The sequence below is a fragment of the Rhodococcus maanshanensis NBRC 100610 genome, assembly GCF_001894865.1.
Lineage (GTDB): Bacteria > Actinomycetota > Actinomycetes > Mycobacteriales > Mycobacteriaceae > Rhodococcus_G > Rhodococcus_G maanshanensis.
On sequence record NZ_BCXA01000045.1, the window covers coordinates 21,075 to 38,860 of the forward strand.

Here is a 17,786-nt window from a genome sequence, read left to right on the forward strand (position 1 = left end):
CAAAAATGTACCGATGGCTCGGACCCCGATCAGTCGAGGAGCCGCACATGACAACCCGACATGCCCCACCCGCCTACGAGCTGTCCCATCTGGGCGCGCTCGAGGCGGAAGCGGTGCACATCTTCCGCGAGGTGGCCGCCACCTTCGAGCGCCCCGTCCTGCTGTTCTCCGGCGGCAAGGACTCGGTGGTGATGCTGCACGTCGCCGCCAAGGCGTTCTGGCCCGCGCCGCTGCCGTTCGCGGTGATGCACGTCGACACCGGCCACAACTTCGACGAGGTGATCGAGTTCCGGGACCGCGTGGTCGAGGAGTTCGGCCTCCGTCTCGTGGTCGCGCGGGTGCAGGACGACATCGACGCGGGCCGCGTCGCCGAGGAGCAGGGGCCGCGGGCCAGCCGCAACCGGCTGCAGACCGCCGCGCTGTTGCGTGGCATCCGCGACAACGAGTTCGATGCCGTCTTCGGTGGGGCCCGTCGCGACGAGGAGAAGGCTCGCGCGAAGGAGCGGGTGTTCAGCTTCCGCGACGAGTTCGGGCAGTGGGATCCGCGCGCGCAACGACCCGAGCTGTGGAACCTCTACAACGGCAGGCACCGCAAGGGCGAGCACATCCGGGTGTTCCCGCTGTCGAACTGGACCGAACTCGACATCTGGCAGTACATCCTCGAGGAGGAGATCGAGCTCCCCGCCATCTATTACGCACACCGCCGCCGGGTGGTGCCGCGCGATGGGATGTTGCTGGCGCACACCAGGTTCCTGACTTTGCTCCCGGGCGAGGAGCCGTACGAGGAGCTCGTCCGGTTCCGGACCGTCGGCGACGCCACCTGCACCGGCTGCGTGGAGTCCTCGGCGGCCACCGCGGCCGAGGTCGTCACCGAGGTGGCGGCCAGTCGCATCACCGAGCGCGGGGCCACCCGCGCCGACGACCGGATCTCCGAGGCCGGGATGGAAGATCGCAAGAAGGAGGGGTACTTCTGATGTCGCAGTCCCACCACGCCCTGCAGCTGCTCCGCGTCGCCACCGCGGGCAGCGTCGACGACGGGAAGTCGACGCTGATCGGGCGGCTGCTCTACGACTCCAAGTCGATCTTCGAGGATCAGCTCGAGGCGGTCGAGCGCAGCAGCCGCGAACGCGGCGACGAGTACGCGAACCTCGCGTTGCTCACCGACGGGCTGCGCGCCGAGCGGGAGCAGGGCATCACCATCGATGTCGCGCACCGGTACTTCGCCACCCCGCACCGCAAGTTCATCATCGCCGACACCCCAGGTCACGAGCAGTACACCCGCAACATGGTCACCGGGGCCTCCACCGCGGACCTCGCGCTGATCCTGGTCGACGCGCGCAAGGGCGTGCTGGAGCAGACCCGCAGGCATGCCTTCCTGTCCACCCTGCTCGGGATCCCGCACCTGGTGCTGTGCGTGAACAAGATGGACCTGGTGGACTGGTCGCAGGAGCGCTTCGAGGAGATCAAGGAGGAGTTCCGGCAGTTCGCGATCAAGCTCGACGTGCACGACCTGACGTTCATCCCGGTCTCCGCGCTCAAGGGCGACAACATCGTCACCCGGACCGAGAACATGCCCTGGTACGAGGGCTCGTCGCTGCTGCACCACCTCGAGGACGTGCACATCGCCTCGGACCGCAACCTCATCGACGCGCGGTTCCCTGTGCAGTACGTGATCCGGCCACAGCGCCAGACCGACGCCGAGCTGCACGATTTCCGCGGCTACGCCGGCACCGTCGCCAGCGGCGTCTTCAAGCCCGGCGACGAGGTCGTCGTGCTGCCGTCGGGTTTCACCTCCACGGTCGAGGCCATCTTCGGCCCCGGCGGCACGGTGATCGAGGAGGCATTCGCGCCGTCCGCGGTGACCATCTCGCTCGCCGACAACCTGGACGTCAGCCGCGGTGACGTGCTCTGCCGGCCGAACAACCGCCCGCAGGTCGGCCAGGAGATCGACGCGATGGTCTGTTGGCTCACCGAACAGTCCTCGCTCTCCGAGAACACCCGGTACACCCTGCTGCACACCACCAAGTCCACCAAGGCGCAGGTGGTCCGGCTCGACTACCGGCTCGATGTCAACACCCTGCACCGGGACGAATCCGCGCAGTCGTTGTCGCTCAACGAGATCGGCCGGATCCAGCTCAAGACCCAGCAGCCGCTGCTGTTCGACCCGTACCGTCGCAGTCGGGTGACCGGCAGCTTCATCCTGGTGGACGAGTCGACCGGGAACACCGTCGCGGCAGGCATGATCCTCGGGCCGACGCTCAAGGAGTCGAAGGTCGTCTGGCACGCCGCGTCGGTCTCCAGGGCCGAGCGCGCCACCAAGGGTGCGACGGTGTGGCTGACCGGGCTGTCCGCGTCCGGGAAGTCCACGGTCGCCGTCGAACTCGAGCGCAGGCTGGTGGCCTCCGGGGTGCCCGCCTACCGGCTCGACGGGGACAATCTGCGGCACGGGCTGAACTCCGATCTGGGGTTCGGCGCCGCGGACCGGGCCGAGAACGTCCGGCGCGTCGGCGAGGTCGCCCAGTTGCTCGCCGATGCGGGGATGGTCGCTGTCGCCTCGCTGATCAGTCCCTACCGGGAGGACCGGGACCGGGTGCGGGCCCAGCACCTCGCTGCAGGCCTGCCGTTCGTCGAGGTGTTCATCGACACCCCCGTGGAGGTGTGCGAGGCGCGCGACCCGAAGGGCATGTACGCCAAGGCGCGGGCCGGGGAGATCACCGGCTTCACCGGCGTCGACGATCCGTACGAGGCCCCGACAAACGCAGAACTGGTGCTGCGCCCCGAGGACGGCGATCCCGTCGCCCAGGCCGCCACGATCATGGAGTATCTCAACCTTTAACGCCTCCCTTGCCTTAAGGCAGGAGATTTCAAGCTCGGACCGCAACCGGACCATCCACCCGAAGGGAGGTGATCAGATTGTCTGACGTCGTCAGCACTTGTGTGGCCGCGTTCTGCCACAGCCAGGATCACCCTGGCAGCGTTCCGATCGCGCCCTTCGGTGTAACCGCAGGCCGTGCATCGGAAGGTTCGCTGCGCGAGTTCGAGGGGCTGCTTGGCTCTCGCGAAGCACCTCGAACACGTCATCGTTGTGTAGGCGGGCCGTACCAACACCACCTTCCGGCCAGCCCGCATGCCGCGCTCGATCAGTTCCCGTTTCGCCGCACCGATTGCGGCGTCCGCAGCCTTGCGTGCCATCGTCAACCGCGACAGGAACGCCGGCTTGAAGTCTTCGATTGCGATCATCGCGTGAGAGTCGACAACCTGTTTCGCCCACACGCGGGAGTCGTACTGGGTTTGTCGGGCCGCCTTCTTGTGCAGCTTCGCAGCCGTGCGCCTGGCCCGCTGGTAGCCGTTCGACTGGCTTCGACCCTTGCGGTGTCGGCGCATCACCTTCCGTTGCTCCCGCGCAAGTTCGGCGGCGCACCGCTTCCGATGCCCCCGATATGGCAAGTCGAACTCGCTGCTCGTCGTGGTGGCGGTGCACCTAACGCCCCAGTCGATGCCGATGACACCATTAGCGTCCGCGGCCGGCGGTACCTCGCGGCGGACAACGAACGAGGCATACCAATGCCCGAGCGCATCCCGGGTTATGCGGACACTAGTCGGGTCGGAAGGCAACTCCCGAGACCACACCACCGGCACGCTGATCCCCTTTGGCAGCAGCAGGCGACCGTTGCGGATCCGAAACCCGCGCCGCGTGAACTCCACACTCGGCAACGCCTTCTTGCGGGGTTTGAACGTCGGCCGGCCTCGATCCTTCAACGTGAAGGAGTGCTCGAGAGCCTGCGCGTATGTGCGCAGCGTCTGCTGCTGCGCGACCTGAGATCCGTCCCGCAGCCACGCGTCGCGGCCGCGGACTTCGGTGAGGAGCTTGCTCAGCTTCCCGAATGCCAGCCGGCTTCCCGACTTCTGCTGGTGGACGGCCTCATTCCACAGGAATCGGCACCGATGCCACTCCGCGGTCAGGGCACGCTCCGCCAGCGCGCCGGGCCGCAGCCGAAACGTGTACCGCACCGTTTCCTCCACACCAGGCAACCTAATCGACACCACCGACAGGAAGGAGGGCGGCGCTTCTTCTCTCTCTCGTGAACGAGTGAGTATCCGCGCCGAACTACCTATGACGACCGATGCCGCACTCGCGCGTGAACTGGCCACCCGCGCAGGCGAACTCCTCCTGGAACTCAGGAACCGCGAGCTGGGGGAGACCCCGCTCGAGAAGGCGCAGGCGCGCGAGCTCGGCCGCAGGGGCGACAAGGAGGCGAACACGCTGCTGCTTGGGCTGCTCGGGGAACGGCGTCCCGCCGACGCCGTGCTGTCCGAGGAGTCCGCGGACGACCGTGCCCGCCTCGACAATCCGCGGGTGTGGATCATCGACCCGCTGGACGGCTCGCGGGAGTACGGGCTGCCGGGACGTCCGGACTGGGCGGTGCACATCGCGCTGTGGGAACGCGGCGTGGGGATCACGGCGGCAGCCGTCGCCCAGCCCGCGCTTGGCGAGGTCTATGTGAGCGGGTCGGCCCGACCGGTGGATCCGGCCGGGCGGGAGCGCCCGCGAATCCTGGTCAGCGACAGTCGCCCACCCGAGTTCATCGGGGCGCTGGCCGAGCGGATCGGCGCCGATGTCGCGCCGATGGGCTCGGCCGGCGCCAAGGCGATGGCGGTGCTGCGCGGCGAGGCCGACGCCTACCTGCACGCCGGCGGCCAGTGGGAGTGGGATTCGGCGGCGCCCGTCGGGGTGGCACAGGCCGCGGGCCTGCACTGCTCGCGGATCGACGGGACACCGCTGATCTACAACGAGGCGCACCCCTACCTGCCTGACCTCGTCATCTGCAGGCCAGAACTGGCCCGGCCGCTGCTCGACGGGATCGCCGAGCTGACCGGCGCGCCCGCCGACAGCCCACGGGTGGCGATGGCGCGCGAGTATCTCAGCAGCCTGGTCACCCACGACGCGAGCAAGGTACGGCTGTCGGCGGACTGCTTCCGGGTCGAGAACGGTCAGCGGACTGGCGATTCCGGGCCGGAGATCATCGCCGAGTTGGAGCACGGCGAGCAGTACAAGCCGATCACCGGGATCCGGGATCTCGAGTTCCGGGAGTGGGGTCCGAACGTGGTCGCGCGGTTCCTGCTCGACATGGGCGCGGGCGAGCACGTCATCAGCGTCGCGATCACCGAGCACTTCGCGGTGCCGGGCGGGGAGATCGAGTCGATCCTGGCGATCATCGAGCCGCACGCAGCGGCCGGGTGACGGCGGCGTGAAGGTCTTCACCGGGGCGGATCCGCGGATGGGGCTCGGCGACGTCGCGGCGTATGCCCGGCGCGTCGAGGCCGCGGGTTACGACGGCATGCACGTCTCGGAGACGGTGCACGATCCGTTCCTGCTCGCGCTGATCGCGTTGCAGAGCACCTCTCGGATCGTGGTGCGGACATCGGTCGCGCTGGCCTTCGTCCGTAGCCCGCTGCTCACCGCGTACACGGCGTGGGACCTGGCGCGGATGTCCGGCGGCCGGTTCCACCTCGGGCTCGGCAGCCAGATCAGGCAGAACATCGAGCAGCGGTACGCGATGCCGTGGGCGGAGCCTGCGGCGCGGATGGCGGAGTACGTCCACGTGGTCCGGGCGGCGTTCGAGACGTTCCGGACCGGGAAGCTGACGCCCTTCGAGGGCGAGCACTACGGCTTCACCCGGATGCAGCCGTACTTCAATCCGTACGACGCGACCGACGCCGAGGCGCCGAGCCCACCGATCTACCTGGGCGGGGTCGGCCGCCGGATGTGCACCGTGGCGGGGGAGGTGGCGGACGGCCTGATCACGCACCCCACCGGCTCGAGCCCGTGGTTCCTGCAGCAGGACGTCCGCCCGGCGCTGGCGGCGGGCGCGGCGGTCGCGGGCAGGAACCCCGCCGACTGCGAACTGGTCGCGGGATTCCAGGTGATCACCGGCGAGACGGAGGCCGACCTCGATGCCGAGCGTGAGCGGCACCGGCGTCAGTTCGCCTTCCTGTACTCGACCCCGGAGTACCGCCGCGAGCTCGAACACTGCGGCCTCGGCGATCTGCGCGAACCGTTGGCACGGATGGTCAGGGCGAACGACTGGGACCGGCTACCGGAACTGGTCACCGACGAGGTGCTCGACGCGATGTTGCCGTCGGCACGCTACGCGGAGTTGCCGAAGCTGATCCACGACCGGATCGGCGGGCTGGCCGACGCGGTCACCCTGCCGCTGCCGGCGGATCCGGCGCGCGACCGCGCGATGGCGGACGTGGTGCGGCGACTGCGCGAACTGGACTGAGGCGAGTGTTCCGCCCATCGGGCCGACGGTGCCTCGGGCGCTTCGGTCCGGCCTAGCCTCGGGGACAAACGAACTCAGGACGGAGACAATCATGGAATCGGCTCGACAGCTGTTCAAAGGCAAGGTGGTGGTCATCACCGGGGCCTCGAGCGGAATCGGTGCGGGCCTCGCGCGGCACGCCGCAGGCCTCGGCATGCGGGTCGTGCTGGCCGATGTCGACGCGGAGCGGACCGAGTCGCTGCGAGCTGAGATCACCGAGCAGGGCGCCGAGGCGGAGGCCGTGGTGACCGACGTCTCCGACCCGGCCGCAGTCGAGGCGCTGGCAGAACGGGCCTGCAGGCGATTCGGCGGGGTGGACATGCTGGTCAACAACGCCGGGATCATGGCGTTCGGGTACTCCTGGGAGATTCCGGCGGAGCGCTGGGACGCCATGCTCCGGGTCAACATCGGCGGGTACGTCAACGGCCTGCGCGCCTTCGTGCCGAGGATGCTCGATGCCGGGACCCCGGCGTGGGTGGTCAACGTGTCCTCGGTCGGGGGTCTGCTGCCCAGCCCGCTCATGGCCCCTTACAGCGTCACCAAGTTCGGCGTCCTGGCGCTCACCGAGAGCCTGCACTACGAGATGCAGATGAAGAAGGCGCAGATCCGGGTGTCCGTGGTGACGCCGGGGCACGTCAAGAGCGACATCTTCCGGGCCGCGCGCCCCGGTGCTGACACCCCACCCGAGGTGCAGGGATTCCAGCAGTGGCTCCAGAACGACGCGGACGAGCACGGACTCACCCCGGACGAGCACGCGGAGCGGGTGTTCGCCCAGATCGCCGAGGGGCGGTACTGGGTGGTGCCCCAGCCCGAGGCCCTCGACCCGGCGCTGCAGCCCCGCACCGACATGATCCTGGGACGGGTCACTCCCGTGGTGCAGTTCGGCGACTGACCGCGCCACGGTTCCGGTCGCCCGCAGCCGCGTTGTCGGCGCAGGAGACGGCGGCGCTGGACGCGGAGGTCCGGCGGTATGGGGAGTTCCTGGAAGTGCCGCGTGAGAAGGTTTCCGCACACGAACACCACAACCGAAGGGGAACCAGTGAATCCGGAGTCCGTCGTCACCGAGTTCTGCGCGCTCTGGGCGCAGGGCGATCCCGATGCGATCGTCGAGTTCTTCGCGGAAGATGCCGTCTACCACAACATCCCGATGGAACCGGTCGTCGGGAAGCCCGCGATCAAGGACTTCATCACGAGCTTCATCGGATCGTCCGGCGGCATCGCGTTCAACGTGCACCACCAGGTGGCCAACGGCTCGATCGTGATGAACGAGCGCACCGACGTCTTCGCCATGAACGGCAAGCAGATCGACCTGCCGGTGGTCGGTGTCTTCGAGATCGCATCGGACGGCAAGATCGTGGCCTGGCGGGACTACTTCGACATGGCGCCGCTGACCGCGCTCGGCAGCTGACCGGAACCGCCACTGCGCTCACATTCCGTGGGCGCAATGGCGGTTTCCGCGCTTTTGCGTCACACAGTGTGAGGAAATTCCGCTGATCGCGGCTGAGAACTGCACCGATCCATCGATGGTGATGGTGGTGCCCCCGGCAGGATTCGAACCTGCGGCCTTTCGCTCCGGAGGCGAACGCTCTATCCCCTGAGCTACGGGGGCCCGCCGATACTTCCGGCGTGCCATTGGGCGGGGTTAGCGTAACCCACGATTGGCCGGATCCATATTCGGACCCCCCGAATGGGTAAAGTGCCTGGTACGCACCCGGTGTCCGCTACGAATACCGAAGGGCTCGTCGATGGCCGATCAGTATTATCCCGATGCCGAACTCGACCTGGACCTGCGCTGGTGGGCCGCCGCCAACTATCTGACGGTCGCCCAGATCTACCTGCGGGACAACGCATTGCTGCGAGAGCCGCTGCGCGCCGAACACATCAAGCCGAGGCTGCTCGGACACTGGGGGACCAGTCCCGGACTGTCCGCGATCTACGCCGTGCTCAACCGGCACATCCGCCGCACCGACGCGGACTGGCTGTACGTCACCGGTCCGGGGCACGGTGGCCCGGCGCTGGTGGCGGCGACCTACCTCGAGGGCACCTACTCGCAGATCTATCCCCAGGTCGGCGCGGATGCGGCCGGGATCGAACGGCTGTGTCGGCAGTTCTCGGCGCCGGGCGGGGTGCCGAGCCACGTGAGCGTGCAGACCCCGGGCAGCATCCACGAGGGCGGCGAACTCGGCTACGCGCTCGCGCACGCCGCAGGAGCCGCGTTCGACCGGCCCGATCTGCTGGTCGCGTGCGTGATCGGCGACGGGGAGGCCGAAACGGGCCCGATGTCCGCCTCCTGGAAGCTGCCCGCCTTCCTCAACGCGCGCCGCGACGGTGCGGTGTTGCCGATCCTGCACCTGAACGGCGCGAAGATCGCCGGGCCGACGGTCCTCGGGCGCAGCGCCGACACCGACGTCGCCGCCTACCTCTCCGGGCAGGGGTGGGCGCCCGTACTCGTCGAGGGCGATGACCCGAGACTCGTGTTTCGTGCGCTGTCGGCAGCGGTGGATCAGGCGTATGAGGCGATCACCGCGATCCAACGGGGAGCCCGCGCCGGCACCGCAGCGGACCCGCCGCGGTGGCCTGCGATCGTGCTGCGCACCCCGAAGGGCTGGACGGGTCCGCACACGGTCGACGGTGCGCTGGTCGAGGGCACGCACCGGGCCCACCAGGTGCCGTTGTCGGCCGTACGCGCCAATCCGGACCATCTCGCCCAGCTCGAGCGATGGATGCGGTCCTACCGGCCGGATCAGCTCTTCGACGAGAACGGCACGCTGGCAGCCGAACTCGCGGCTCTCGCGCCGACGGGAGACAAGCGGATGGGGTCCACCCCGTACGCGAACGGCGGGCGGCTGCGCAGGGCGCTGCCGGTCCCGCCGCTCGAGCGGTACGCCCTCGACGTGCCCGCGCCGGGGACGACCTTCCACGAGACCACCCGGGTGCTCGGCGAGCTGCTGCGCGACATCTACGCCGAGGGCACCCGGCCCGACGGCGGTGGCGACTTCCGGCTGTTCTGCCCCGACGAGACCGCCAGCAACCGCCTCGGAGCGGTGTTCGAGACGACGGACCGCTGCTGGCAACTGCCCGTCACCGAATACGACGACGCTCGGGCCCGACGGCCGGGTGATGGAGGTCCTCAGCGAGCACCTGTGCGAGGGGTGGCTGGAGGGATACCTGCTCGCGGGCGGGCACGGGATGTTCGCGAGCTACGAGGCGTTCGCGATGGTCAGTGTCTCGATGCTGATCCAGCATGCCAAGTGGCTCCAACACGCGCGGACACTGCCGTGGCGGGAGCCGGTCTCCTCGTTGAACGTGCTCCTCACGAGCACCTGCTGGCGCAACGACCACAACGGTTTCAGTCACCAGGGCCCTGGCATGATCGACGCGGCCATCCCGTTGTCCCCCGAGGTGGTCCGGATCTGGTTGCCGCCGGACTCGAACACGCTGCTCTCGATCGCCGACCACTGCCTGCGCAGCACCGACCACGTCAACCTGATCGTCGTCGACAAGCAGCCGCACCTGCAGTACCTGAGTCTCGAGGAGGCCGACCGGCATTGCGCCGCAGGCGCCTCGGTGTGGCAGTGGGCGGGGACCGAGGATGACGGGGCCGTCCGTCCGGACGAGCCGGATGTCGTGCTGGCGGCGGCAGGGGACGTGCCGACCCAGGAGATCCTGGCCGCAGCCGAACTGTTGCGCGTCTGGGTGCCCTACCTGCGGGTGCGGGTGGTCAATGTCGTCGACCTCATGGCGCTGATGCCCCAGGGCGTGCATCCGCACGGGTTTGCGGACGCGAGCTTCACCGAGCTGTTCACCGAGGACACCGACGTGGTGTTCGCCTTCCACGGGTACTCACGCGCGGTCCACCAACTGCTGCACGGCCGACCGAACGCGGACCGTTTCCACGTTCGGGGGTTCAACGAGCAGGGCACGACGACAACACCGTTCGACATGGTGGTGCTCAACCGGATGAGCCGATACGACCTGGTGCTCGAGGCGCTGCGCCGCGCCCGCCGGGTGCCCCAACGGGGCGACGAGCTGGCGCGGTACTGCCGGGATCAGCTCGAGCGGCACCGCGACCACGTCGTCGCGCACCTCGAGGACATGCCGGAGGTGCGCGACTGGACGTGGGGGTCGACCGCCCCCGCCGAGCCAACGGCGCGTTGACCGTGGGCGGTCGGGACGGTCAGTTCATCGGCAGGGGAGCCGCGCCCTTCTCGGCGAGCATGGTGGTGATCCGGTCCGCCTCGCTCTGCTGGGTGTTGACCATGGTCTTGGCCAGCATCTGAACCGCAGGAACCTCGGCATGCTGTGCGCCGTACTCCATCATCGGCAGGCCGCCCTGGTGATGACGCAGCATCAGCTGCAGGTAGAGGACGTCGGCGGCCGGTCCGCGGGCCTGCCGCAGCGCGGCCATGTCCTCGGAGCTGGCCATGCCGGGCATCGCCCCCGTCGACGCGGGCGCTGCGGCGGCGGAGGTCATCGCACCCATGTCGTGGCCGGATTCGGCGTGCCCGTGCCCGTCGCCACCGTGTCCGGCCTCGTCCGAGCTCATCCAGGTCATGTAGTCGCCGGTCGGGAGCAGCGGCTGGTTCCACAGCGACAGCCAGCCGGTCATCTGGCCGATCTGGTTCTGCTGGGTGGTCAGGATGTCGTACGCGAGGTCGCGGACCATCGGGTCGGTGGCGTTGGCGATCGCGATCGCCGACATCTCCACCGCCTGGTTGTGGTGCACGCTCATGTCCTGCGCGAACCCGACGTCCACCGAGCCGGCGCCCGGGGCGGAGGCGCCGTCGTCGCGCAGCGGCAGGCTCGCCAGGAACCCGATGGCGAACCCGATCGCGACGGCGGCGATCAGGCCGAGCACGGCGAGGGCGGTGCGCTGGCTGCGCTTGCCGCCCTCTTGCGCCTGCTCGGGCGCCTGCTGCTGGGCTGTGTGCTGCTCGGCTCCGGTCTGATCGGTCATGTCAGCCAGCCGGTGCCGGTGCCGGTGCCTCGGGCGGGAGCTGGAGCTCCGGCGGCAGCTGCATGCCTCCGGGCAGTCCACCCGGTACTCCGCCGGTGCCCAGTTCGCCCTGGTCCTGTGCCAGGCCCTCGCCGTTCATCGGCACCGCGTCGGGGCCGGGCGCCGAGCCGTCGAAGGCGGGCGGGTTGTCCGGGTCGAACGCACCAGGGATGGTCGAGCAGCTGGCTCCGACCTCGGGGTAGACCCCGAAGTTGTTCAGTCGCAGCGCGGCGATGAACTGGCTGATCCGCGGGTCGTTCGCGTCGTCCAGCTTGAGCTGGTGTCCCCAGCTCTGCAGCGAGATCGGGGAGTCGAGGCCCGGGTAAGGCGACATCAGCATGTAGGACTTGCCGTCGACCCGGTCGGCGAGCGCTTCGCGCTGATCCTCCGAGACCTTGTCCGGGTTGTAGGCGATCCACACCGCGCCGTGCTCGAGCGAGTGCACGGCGTTCTCCGTGCGGATCGCGTTCGGGTACACGATGCCGGTGCAGGTGGCCCACGTCGCGTCGTGCGGGCCGCCGAACGGCGGGGTCTTGTCGTAGGCCACCCGCTGCGTGGCGCTCACGTGCAGCGCCGGGGGGTACTCGTTCCGCACGACGCCGTCGATCTCGATCGAGGGATCCTTGTTCTCCGAGCTCGGCGCGAACTTGTCGGCCTCGGCCTTGTCCTGGTACTTCGGGAACAGGTTCACCGCGAGCACGCCGATCAGGGCCAGCACGGCAACCACCGCACCGATGGTCAGCCACGGGATGTTGCGTTGTTTGGGGATCCCGGCCTTGGGCTTGGCGCCGCCGGCACTCTTGTTGGCGGCTTTGATGGCCTTGGCTGACTTGGCGCCCGAGTTCTTGGCGCCGCGATTTTCCGAACCGCTTGGCATCGGTGAGTGCTCTTTCGGTGGTGGGACAGTCACAGGGCGGCGGTGGGTCCCGCCGGGGCCCCACTCTACGTTCAGTGCCTGAGCGCAGGCCGTGAACGGCCAGACCATAGGATAGATACCTGTGACTCCTGCCGACCTTGCCGAACTGCTCCGAGGGACCGCCGCGAAGGTCCTCGCCGAGCGTGGGCTCGATGCGAGCGTCCTCCCGGCGACGCTCGCCGTCGAACGCCCCCGCAACCCCGAACACGGGGACTACGCCAGCAACGTGGCCATGCAGGTCGGCAAGAAGGCCGGCGCCAACCCGCGCGAGCTCGCGACCTGGCTGGCCGACGCGCTGACCGCCACCGACGGCATCGAGACCGTCGAGGTGGCCGGTCCCGGATTCCTCAACATCCGACTGGCGGCGGCCGCCCAGGGCGTCATCGTCGCAAATGCCATCGCCGCGGGCGAGGCCTTCGGTTCGTCCAAGGCGCTGGCAGGAAAGCGGATCAACCTGGAGTTCGTCTCGGCGAACCCGACCGGTCCGATCCACCTCGGCGGCACCAGGTGGGCCGCGGTCGGCGACGCGCTCGGACGCATCCTCGCCGCCCAGGGCGCGGCCGTGACCCGCGAGTACTACTTCAACGACCACGGCGCCCAGATCGACCGGTTCGCGCGTTCGCTGATCGCCGCGGCCAACGGCGACCCGGCGCCGGAGGACGGCTACGCGGGGGCGTACATCTCCGACATCGCCGCGGAGGTCGTCCGGCAGCGGCCGGACGCGCTCGCGCTGCCCGCAGACGAGCGTCAGGAGACGTTCCGGTCCATCGGCGTGGCGCTGATGTTCGACCACATCAAGAAGACCCTGCACGAGTTCGGCACCGACTTCGACGTGTACTTCCACGAGAACTCGCTCTTCGAGTCCGGTGCCGTCGAGACGGCGGTGGCGACCCTCAAGGCGTCAGGGAACCTCTACGAGGAGGACGGCGCCTGGTGGCTCAAGAGCACCGACTTCGGTGACGACAAGGACCGCGTGGTCATCAAGAGCGATGGCAACGCGGCGTACATCGCCGGCGACATCGCCTACTTCCAGGACAAGCGCTCGCGCGGCTTCGACCTGTGCATCTACATGCTCGGGGCCGACCACCACGGCTACATCGGCAGGCTCAAGGCCGCGGCCGCGGCGTTCGGTGACAACCCGGACACCGTCGAGGTGCTGATCGGTCAGATGGTGAACCTGGTCCGCGACGGTGTCGCGGTGAAGATGAGCAAGCGGGCCGGCACCGTCATCACCCTCGACGACCTGGTCGAGGCGATCGGCGTCGACGCCGCCCGGTACGCGATGATCCGGTCGTCCGTCGATTCGAGCCTGGACATCGACCTCGAGCTGTGGGCGAGCACCACCAGCGAGAACCCGGTCTACTACGTGCAGTACGCGCACGCCCGGCTCGCCTCGCTCGGCCGCAACGCAGCCGAGCTGGGCATCTCCACCGAGAACCCGAAGCTGGAACTGCTCACCCACGACCGGGAGGGCGACCTCATCCGGACCATCGGCGAGTACCCGCGGGTTGTGGCCGCGGCGGCCGAGCTGCGCGAGCCGCACCGGATCGCCAGATACATGGAGGAGCTGGCAGGCACCTATCACCGGTTCTACACCGATTGCCGGGTGCTGCCGCAGGGTGACGAGCCCGCAGGCGATCTGCACACGGCCCGGCTGGCCCTGTGCGCGGCGACGCGCCAGGTGCTCGCCAACGGACTCGCCGTGCTCGGCGTCAGCGCACCGGAGCGAATGTGAGCGCGCATCCGGCGGGACCCAAGCACGCCGAGATCCCGCACGCGCCCGGACTGCCGCCGCGGCCGGAGTCCGCGGCCGAGCTGACCGCGCTGCCCGTCGATGTCTGGCCCCGCAACGCCGCCCGCGGTGAGGACGGCGTGGTCCGGCTGGCCGGGGTGCCCGTCACGGAGCTGGCCGAGCAGTACGGCACGCCGCTGTTCGTCGTCGACGAGGACGACTTCCGCTCCCGGTGCCGCGACATGGCCCGTGCCTTCGGCCCCACCGGCAAGGTGCACTACGCCTCGAAGGCATTCCTCTGCGGTGAGATCGCCCGCTGGGTGGCCGAGGAGGGGCTGTCGCTGGACATCTGCTCCGGCGGCGAGTTGGCCATCGCGCTGAACGCGAACTTCCCGGCCGAGCGAATTGCCATGCACGGCAACAACAAGTCGGTCGCCGAGCTCGAGGCCGGGGTGGCCGCGGGCGTCGGGCACATCGTGCTCGACTCGACCCAGGAGATCGACCGGCTGGACCGCGTCGCGGGCGCGCACGGCGTGGTGCAGGACGTGCTGATCCGGGTCACGGTCGGCGTCGAGGCGCACACCCACGAGTTCATCGCCACCGCCCACGAGGACCAGAAGTTCGGGTTCTCGCTCTCGGACGGGTCGGCGCTCGAGGCCGTCCGCCGGGTGTTCGCCACCGAGAACCTGCGGCTGGTCGGGCTGCACAGCCACATCGGCTCGCAGATCTTCGAGGTCGACGGATTCGAGCTCGCCGCGCACCGCGTGATCGGGCTGCTCCGCACCATCGTCGCCGAGTTCGGGGTGGAGAAGTCCTCGCAGATCTCGATCGTCGATCTCGGCGGCGGGATGGGGATCTCGTACCTCGAGAGCGACGACCCGCCGCCGGTGGACGACCTGGCCGCCAAGCTCGGGCACATCGTCGCCACCGAGTCGGCGCTCGCCGGACTGCCGGTGCCGACCCTCGCGGTCGAACCGGGCCGGGCGATCGCGGGACCGGGCACGGTGACCCTCTACGAGGTCGGGACGGTCAAGGATGTTCGCTTGGGCGCCAACGCAACCCGTCGATACATCAGCGTGGACGGCGGGATGAGCGATAACATCCGCACGTCGCTGTATCAGGCCGAGTACGACTCGCGTCTGGTCTCGCGCGACAGCGCGGCCGACCCGGTGGTCGCCCGCGTGGTGGGGAAGCACTGCGAGAGTGGCGACATCGTCATCCGGGACACCTGGATGCCCGAGGACGTCAACGCGGGAGATCTGCTCGCGGTCGCCGCCACTGGCGCATACTGCTATTCGATGTCCAGCCGCTACAACCTGCTCACCCGGCCCGCCGTGGTCGCGGTGCGTGACGGTCAGTCCCGACTGATCTTGCGCAGGGAAACAGTGGAAGATCTGCTCAGCTTGGAGGTACAGCAACATGACTGAACCGAGTGGCAACGCCGCGATCGGTGTGGCGGTCCTCGGCCTCGGCAACGTGGGCAGTGAGGTCGTGCGAATTCTGCGCGAGCACGCCCGCGAGCTCGAGGCGCGGGTCGGCGCACCGGTGGTGCTGCGCGGTATCGCGGTGCGCCGGATCGAGGGTGACCGCGGGGTTCCGGCCGAGCTGCTGACGACCGATGCGGACTCTCTGGTCACGCGCGCGGACGTGGACATCGTCGTCGAGGTGATCGGCGGCATCGAGGTGCCCCGCAAGCTCATCCTCGCCGCCCTCAACTCGGGCAAGTCGGTTGTCACCGCGAACAAGGCCCTGCTGGCCGACTACACCGGCGAGCTCGCCGAGGCGGCCGAGAACAAGCGGGTCGACCTGTACTTCGAGGCCGCGGTCGCGGGCGCCATCCCGGTGATCCGCCCGCTCACCCAGTCGCTCGCGGGCGACCGGGTCAACAAGGTCGCCGGAATCGTCAACGGCACCACCAACTTCATCCTCTCCGCGATGGACGAGACCGGCGCCGACTACGCCGACACGCTCGCCGAGGCGGGCCGCCTCGGCTATGCCGAGGCCGATCCGACCGCGGACGTGGAGGGCTACGACGCCGCGGCGAAGGCCGCGATCCTGGCGTCGATCGCGTTCCACACCCGCGTCACCGCCGCCGACGTCTACCGCGAGGGCATCTCGAAGATCACCTCGGCGGACCTCGAGGCGGCCAAGTCGCTGAACTGCACGGTCAAGCTGCTCTCGATCTGTGAGCGGGTCAACGGCACGGACGGCTCCGAGCGGATCTCCGCCCGGGTATACCCGGCGCTGGTCCCGCTCGACCACCCGCTCGCCTCGGTGAACGGCGCGTTCAACGCGGTCGTGGTCGAGGCCGAGGCCGCCGGACGGCTCATGTTCTACGGGCAGGGCGCGGGCGGTTCGCCGACCGCCTCGGCCGTGATGGGCGACCTGGTGATGGCGGCCAGGAACCGGGTGCACGGCGGCCGAGGCCCCCGTGAGTCGAAGTACGCGGACCTCAAGATCGCGCCGATCGGCGAGATCCCCACCCGGTACTACGTCAACATGCAGGTCGCGGACCGCGCGGGCGTGCTGTCGGCGGTCGCGGCGGAGTTCGCCAAGCACGACGTCAGCATCTCGACGGTCCGTCAGGAGGGCATCGGCAACGGCGCCGGGCTGATCGTGGTCACCCATCGGGCGACCGACGCGGCCCTGTCCGAAACCGTTGCGGCCCTCGGCAAACTCGAGTTCGTGACCGCGGTCACCAGTGTTCTCCGATTGGAAGGTTCCAGTGAATAGCCCACGCCTGCACACCCCCGTTCATTCCCCCTGGCCGGGGCTGATCGAGGCGTACCGCGATCGACTCGCCATCGGGCCGAACTGGAAGACGATCACGCTGCGCGAGGGCGGCACCCCGCTGCTGCCCGCCGCCCACCTGTCCGAGATCACCGGGTGCGAGGTCCACCTCAAGGTCGAGGGTCTCAACCCGACCGGGTCGTTCAAGGACCGCGGCATGACGATGGCCGTCACCGACGCGCTCGCGCGGGGCCAGAAGGCCGTGCTGTGCGCCTCGACCGGCAACACCTCGGCCTCGGCCGCGGCCTACGCGGCCGTCGCAGGCATGACCTGTGCGGTGCTGGTGCCGCAGGGCAAGATCGCGATGGGCAAGCTGGCCCAGGCCGTCATGCACGGCGCGAAGATCATCCAGGTCGAGGGCAACTTCGACGACTGCCTCGAGCTGGCCCGCAAGACCACCGCGGAGTTCCCGACCATCGGCCTGGTGAACTCGGTGAACCCGGTGCGCATCGAGGGTCAGAAGACCGCGGCGTTCGAGATCTGCGATGCGCTGGGCAAGGCGCCCGACGTGCACGCCCTCCCGGTCGGCAACGCGGGCAACATCACCGCGTACTGGCGTGGGTACTCGGAGTATTTCGCGGACGGGATCACCTCGGTTCGTCCCCGCATGCTCGGCGTGCAGGCGGCGGGCGCGGCGCCGCTGGTGCACGGTGCCCCGGTCAAGGACCCGGAGACCATCGCCACCGCCATCCGCATCGGCTCGCCCGCGTCCTGGGACGGTGCCGTCGCGGCCAAGGAGGAGTCGAACGGTGCCTTCCGCGCCGCCACCGACCAGGAGATCCTCGAGGCGTACCGGCTCATCGCTCGTACCGAGGGCGTGTTCGTCGAGCCCGCGTCCGCCGCGTCCGTGGCGGGCCTGCTCGCCGCGCGCAAGGAGGGCTGGCTGGACTCCGGGCTGACCGTGGTGTGCACGGTGACCGGAAACGGCCTCAAGGATCCCGACACGGCGCTCGCGGGAATGCCTGCTGTGCAGCCGATTCCGGTCGACCCGGTGGCGGTTGCCGCGGCGCTCGAGCTCGTCTAGTGGCC

14 protein-coding genes, 1 tRNA gene and 1 pseudogene are annotated in these 17,786 nt (G+C 69.2%); 12 read left to right on the top strand and 4 right to left on the bottom strand.

What is annotated here, in order from left to right:
* Positions 1 to 47: 47 nt before the first annotated feature.
* Positions 48 to 974 carry a sulfate adenylyltransferase subunit CysD gene (cysD, locus tag RM1_RS20460; protein WP_072753567.1) on the top strand — a complete coding sequence of 309 codons (927 nt, stop codon included), beginning with the start codon at positions 48 to 50 and terminating at the stop codon, positions 972 to 974.
* Positions 974 to 2,836 carry a sulfate adenylyltransferase subunit CysN gene (gene cysN / locus RM1_RS20465; RefSeq protein WP_083576868.1) on the top strand — a complete coding sequence of 621 codons (1,863 nt, stop codon included), beginning with the start codon at positions 974 to 976 and terminating at the stop codon, positions 2,834 to 2,836. Before cysD ends, cysN begins: the two co-directional genes overlap by 1 nt.
* Here the strand turns inward: cysN and RM1_RS20470 are convergent.
* The gene (locus tag RM1_RS20470) at positions 2,833 to 4,023 is read right to left on the bottom strand and encodes an RNA-guided endonuclease InsQ/TnpB family protein (protein WP_245816516.1); all 1,191 of its coding nucleotides are present in this window, start codon (positions 4,021 to 4,023) and stop codon (positions 2,833 to 2,835) included. The two genes, cysN and RM1_RS20470, sit on opposite strands and share 4 nt — an antisense overlap.
* 91 nt (positions 4,024 to 4,114) lie before the next feature.
* Here RM1_RS20470 and RM1_RS20475 point away from each other — a divergent pair, with 91 nt between their 5' ends.
* The 4 genes from RM1_RS20475 (at position 4,115) to RM1_RS20490 (ending at position 7,731) form a co-directional block, all read left to right on the top strand.
* Positions 4,115 to 5,242, top strand: coding sequence for a 3'(2'),5'-bisphosphate nucleotidase CysQ (locus RM1_RS20475; RefSeq protein ID WP_072753542.1), 1,128 nt, complete (start codon positions 4,115 to 4,117; stop codon positions 5,240 to 5,242).
* Between the two features lie 7 nt (positions 5,243 to 5,249).
* The gene (locus RM1_RS20480; protein WP_083576869.1) at positions 5,250 to 6,284 is read left to right on the top strand and encodes a TIGR03617 family F420-dependent LLM class oxidoreductase; all 1,035 of its coding nucleotides are present in this window, start codon (positions 5,250 to 5,252) and stop codon (positions 6,282 to 6,284) included.
* 91 nt (positions 6,285 to 6,375) lie between these two features.
* Positions 6,376 to 7,215 (top strand): SDR family NAD(P)-dependent oxidoreductase, encoded by an 840-nt coding sequence (locus RM1_RS20485; protein ID WP_072753543.1) that lies wholly within the window; start codon positions 6,376 to 6,378, stop codon positions 7,213 to 7,215.
* Positions 7,216 to 7,362: 147 nt separating this feature from the next.
* A complete protein-coding gene (locus tag RM1_RS20490; protein ID WP_072753544.1) occupies positions 7,363 to 7,731 on the top strand; it encodes a nuclear transport factor 2 family protein in 369 nt (122 codons plus the stop codon).
* A 125-nt stretch (positions 7,732 to 7,856) separates the two neighbouring features.
* Here RM1_RS20490 and RM1_RS20495 read toward each other — a convergent pair.
* Positions 7,857 to 7,932, bottom strand: a tRNA-Arg gene (locus RM1_RS20495).
* Between the two features lie 136 nt (positions 7,933 to 8,068).
* Here RM1_RS20495 and RM1_RS20500 point away from each other — a divergent pair.
* A pseudogene (locus RM1_RS20500) lies at positions 8,069 to 9,734 on the top strand (phosphoketolase family protein); the annotation flags it as partial.
* Positions 9,726 to 10,481, top strand: a complete 756-nt coding sequence (locus RM1_RS27210) for a phosphoketolase family protein (protein ID WP_369693548.1) — start codon at positions 9,726 to 9,728, stop codon at positions 10,479 to 10,481. The pseudogene RM1_RS20500 and the gene RM1_RS27210, both read left to right, overlap by 9 nt.
* Before the next feature lie 19 nt (positions 10,482 to 10,500).
* Here RM1_RS27210 and RM1_RS20505 read toward each other — a convergent pair whose 3' ends face one another.
* Entirely contained in the window at positions 10,501 to 11,280 is a 780-nt protein-coding gene (locus tag RM1_RS20505) for a DUF305 domain-containing protein (RefSeq protein WP_072753545.1), read from the bottom strand.
* Position 11,281: 1 nt separating this feature from the next.
* Positions 11,282 to 12,196, bottom strand: a complete 915-nt coding sequence (locus RM1_RS20510; RefSeq protein WP_072753546.1) for a thioredoxin-like domain-containing protein — start codon at positions 12,194 to 12,196, stop codon at positions 11,282 to 11,284.
* Between the two features lie 121 nt (positions 12,197 to 12,317).
* Here RM1_RS20510 and argS point away from each other — a divergent pair, with 121 nt between their 5' ends.
* From argS to thrC, 4 genes are read left to right on the top strand one after another with little or no spacing between them, the layout of a single operon-like run.
* Positions 12,318 to 13,970, top strand: a complete 1,653-nt coding sequence (gene argS / locus RM1_RS20515) for an arginine--tRNA ligase (protein ID WP_072753547.1) — start codon at positions 12,318 to 12,320, stop codon at positions 13,968 to 13,970.
* A complete protein-coding gene (lysA, locus tag RM1_RS20520; protein ID WP_072753548.1) occupies positions 13,967 to 15,394 on the top strand; it encodes a diaminopimelate decarboxylase in 1,428 nt (475 codons plus the stop codon). Before argS ends, lysA begins: the two co-directional genes overlap by 4 nt.
* The gene (locus RM1_RS20525) at positions 15,387 to 16,700 is read left to right on the top strand and encodes a homoserine dehydrogenase (RefSeq protein ID WP_072753549.1); all 1,314 of its coding nucleotides are present in this window, start codon (positions 15,387 to 15,389) and stop codon (positions 16,698 to 16,700) included. The genes lysA and RM1_RS20525 overlap by 8 nt, the downstream gene beginning before the upstream one ends.
* Positions 16,693 to 17,781 (top strand): threonine synthase, encoded by a 1,089-nt coding sequence (gene thrC, locus RM1_RS20530; protein WP_072753550.1) that lies wholly within the window; start codon positions 16,693 to 16,695, stop codon positions 17,779 to 17,781. Before RM1_RS20525 ends, thrC begins: the two co-directional genes overlap by 8 nt.
* Positions 17,782 to 17,786: the final 5 nt, after the last annotated feature.

What these genes read in the sequence shown, in the direction of transcription:
- RM1_RS20525 (WP_072753549.1), top strand. Translation starts at nt 15,387, where the DNA reads ATGACTGAACCGAGTGGCAACGCCGCGATCGGTGTGGCGGTCCTCGGC.
- RM1_RS20485 (WP_072753543.1), top strand. Translation starts at nt 6,376, where the DNA reads ATGGAATCGGCTCGACAGCTGTTCAAAGGCAAGGTGGTGGTCATCACC.
- cysD (WP_072753567.1), top strand. Translation starts at nt 48, where the DNA reads ATGACAACCCGACATGCCCCACCCGCCTACGAGCTGTCCCATCTGGGC.
- RM1_RS20475 (WP_072753542.1), top strand. Translation starts at nt 4,115, where the DNA reads ATGACGACCGATGCCGCACTCGCGCGTGAACTGGCCACCCGCGCAGGC.
- RM1_RS20510 (WP_072753546.1), bottom strand. Translation starts at nt 12,196, where the DNA reads ATGCCAAGCGGTTCGGAAAATCGCGGCGCCAAGAACTCGGGCGCCAAG.
- cysN (WP_083576868.1), top strand. Translation starts at nt 974, where the DNA reads ATGTCGCAGTCCCACCACGCCCTGCAGCTGCTCCGCGTCGCCACCGCG.
- RM1_RS20505 (WP_072753545.1), bottom strand. Translation starts at nt 11,280, where the DNA reads ATGACCGATCAGACCGGAGCCGAGCAGCACACAGCCCAGCAGCAGGCG.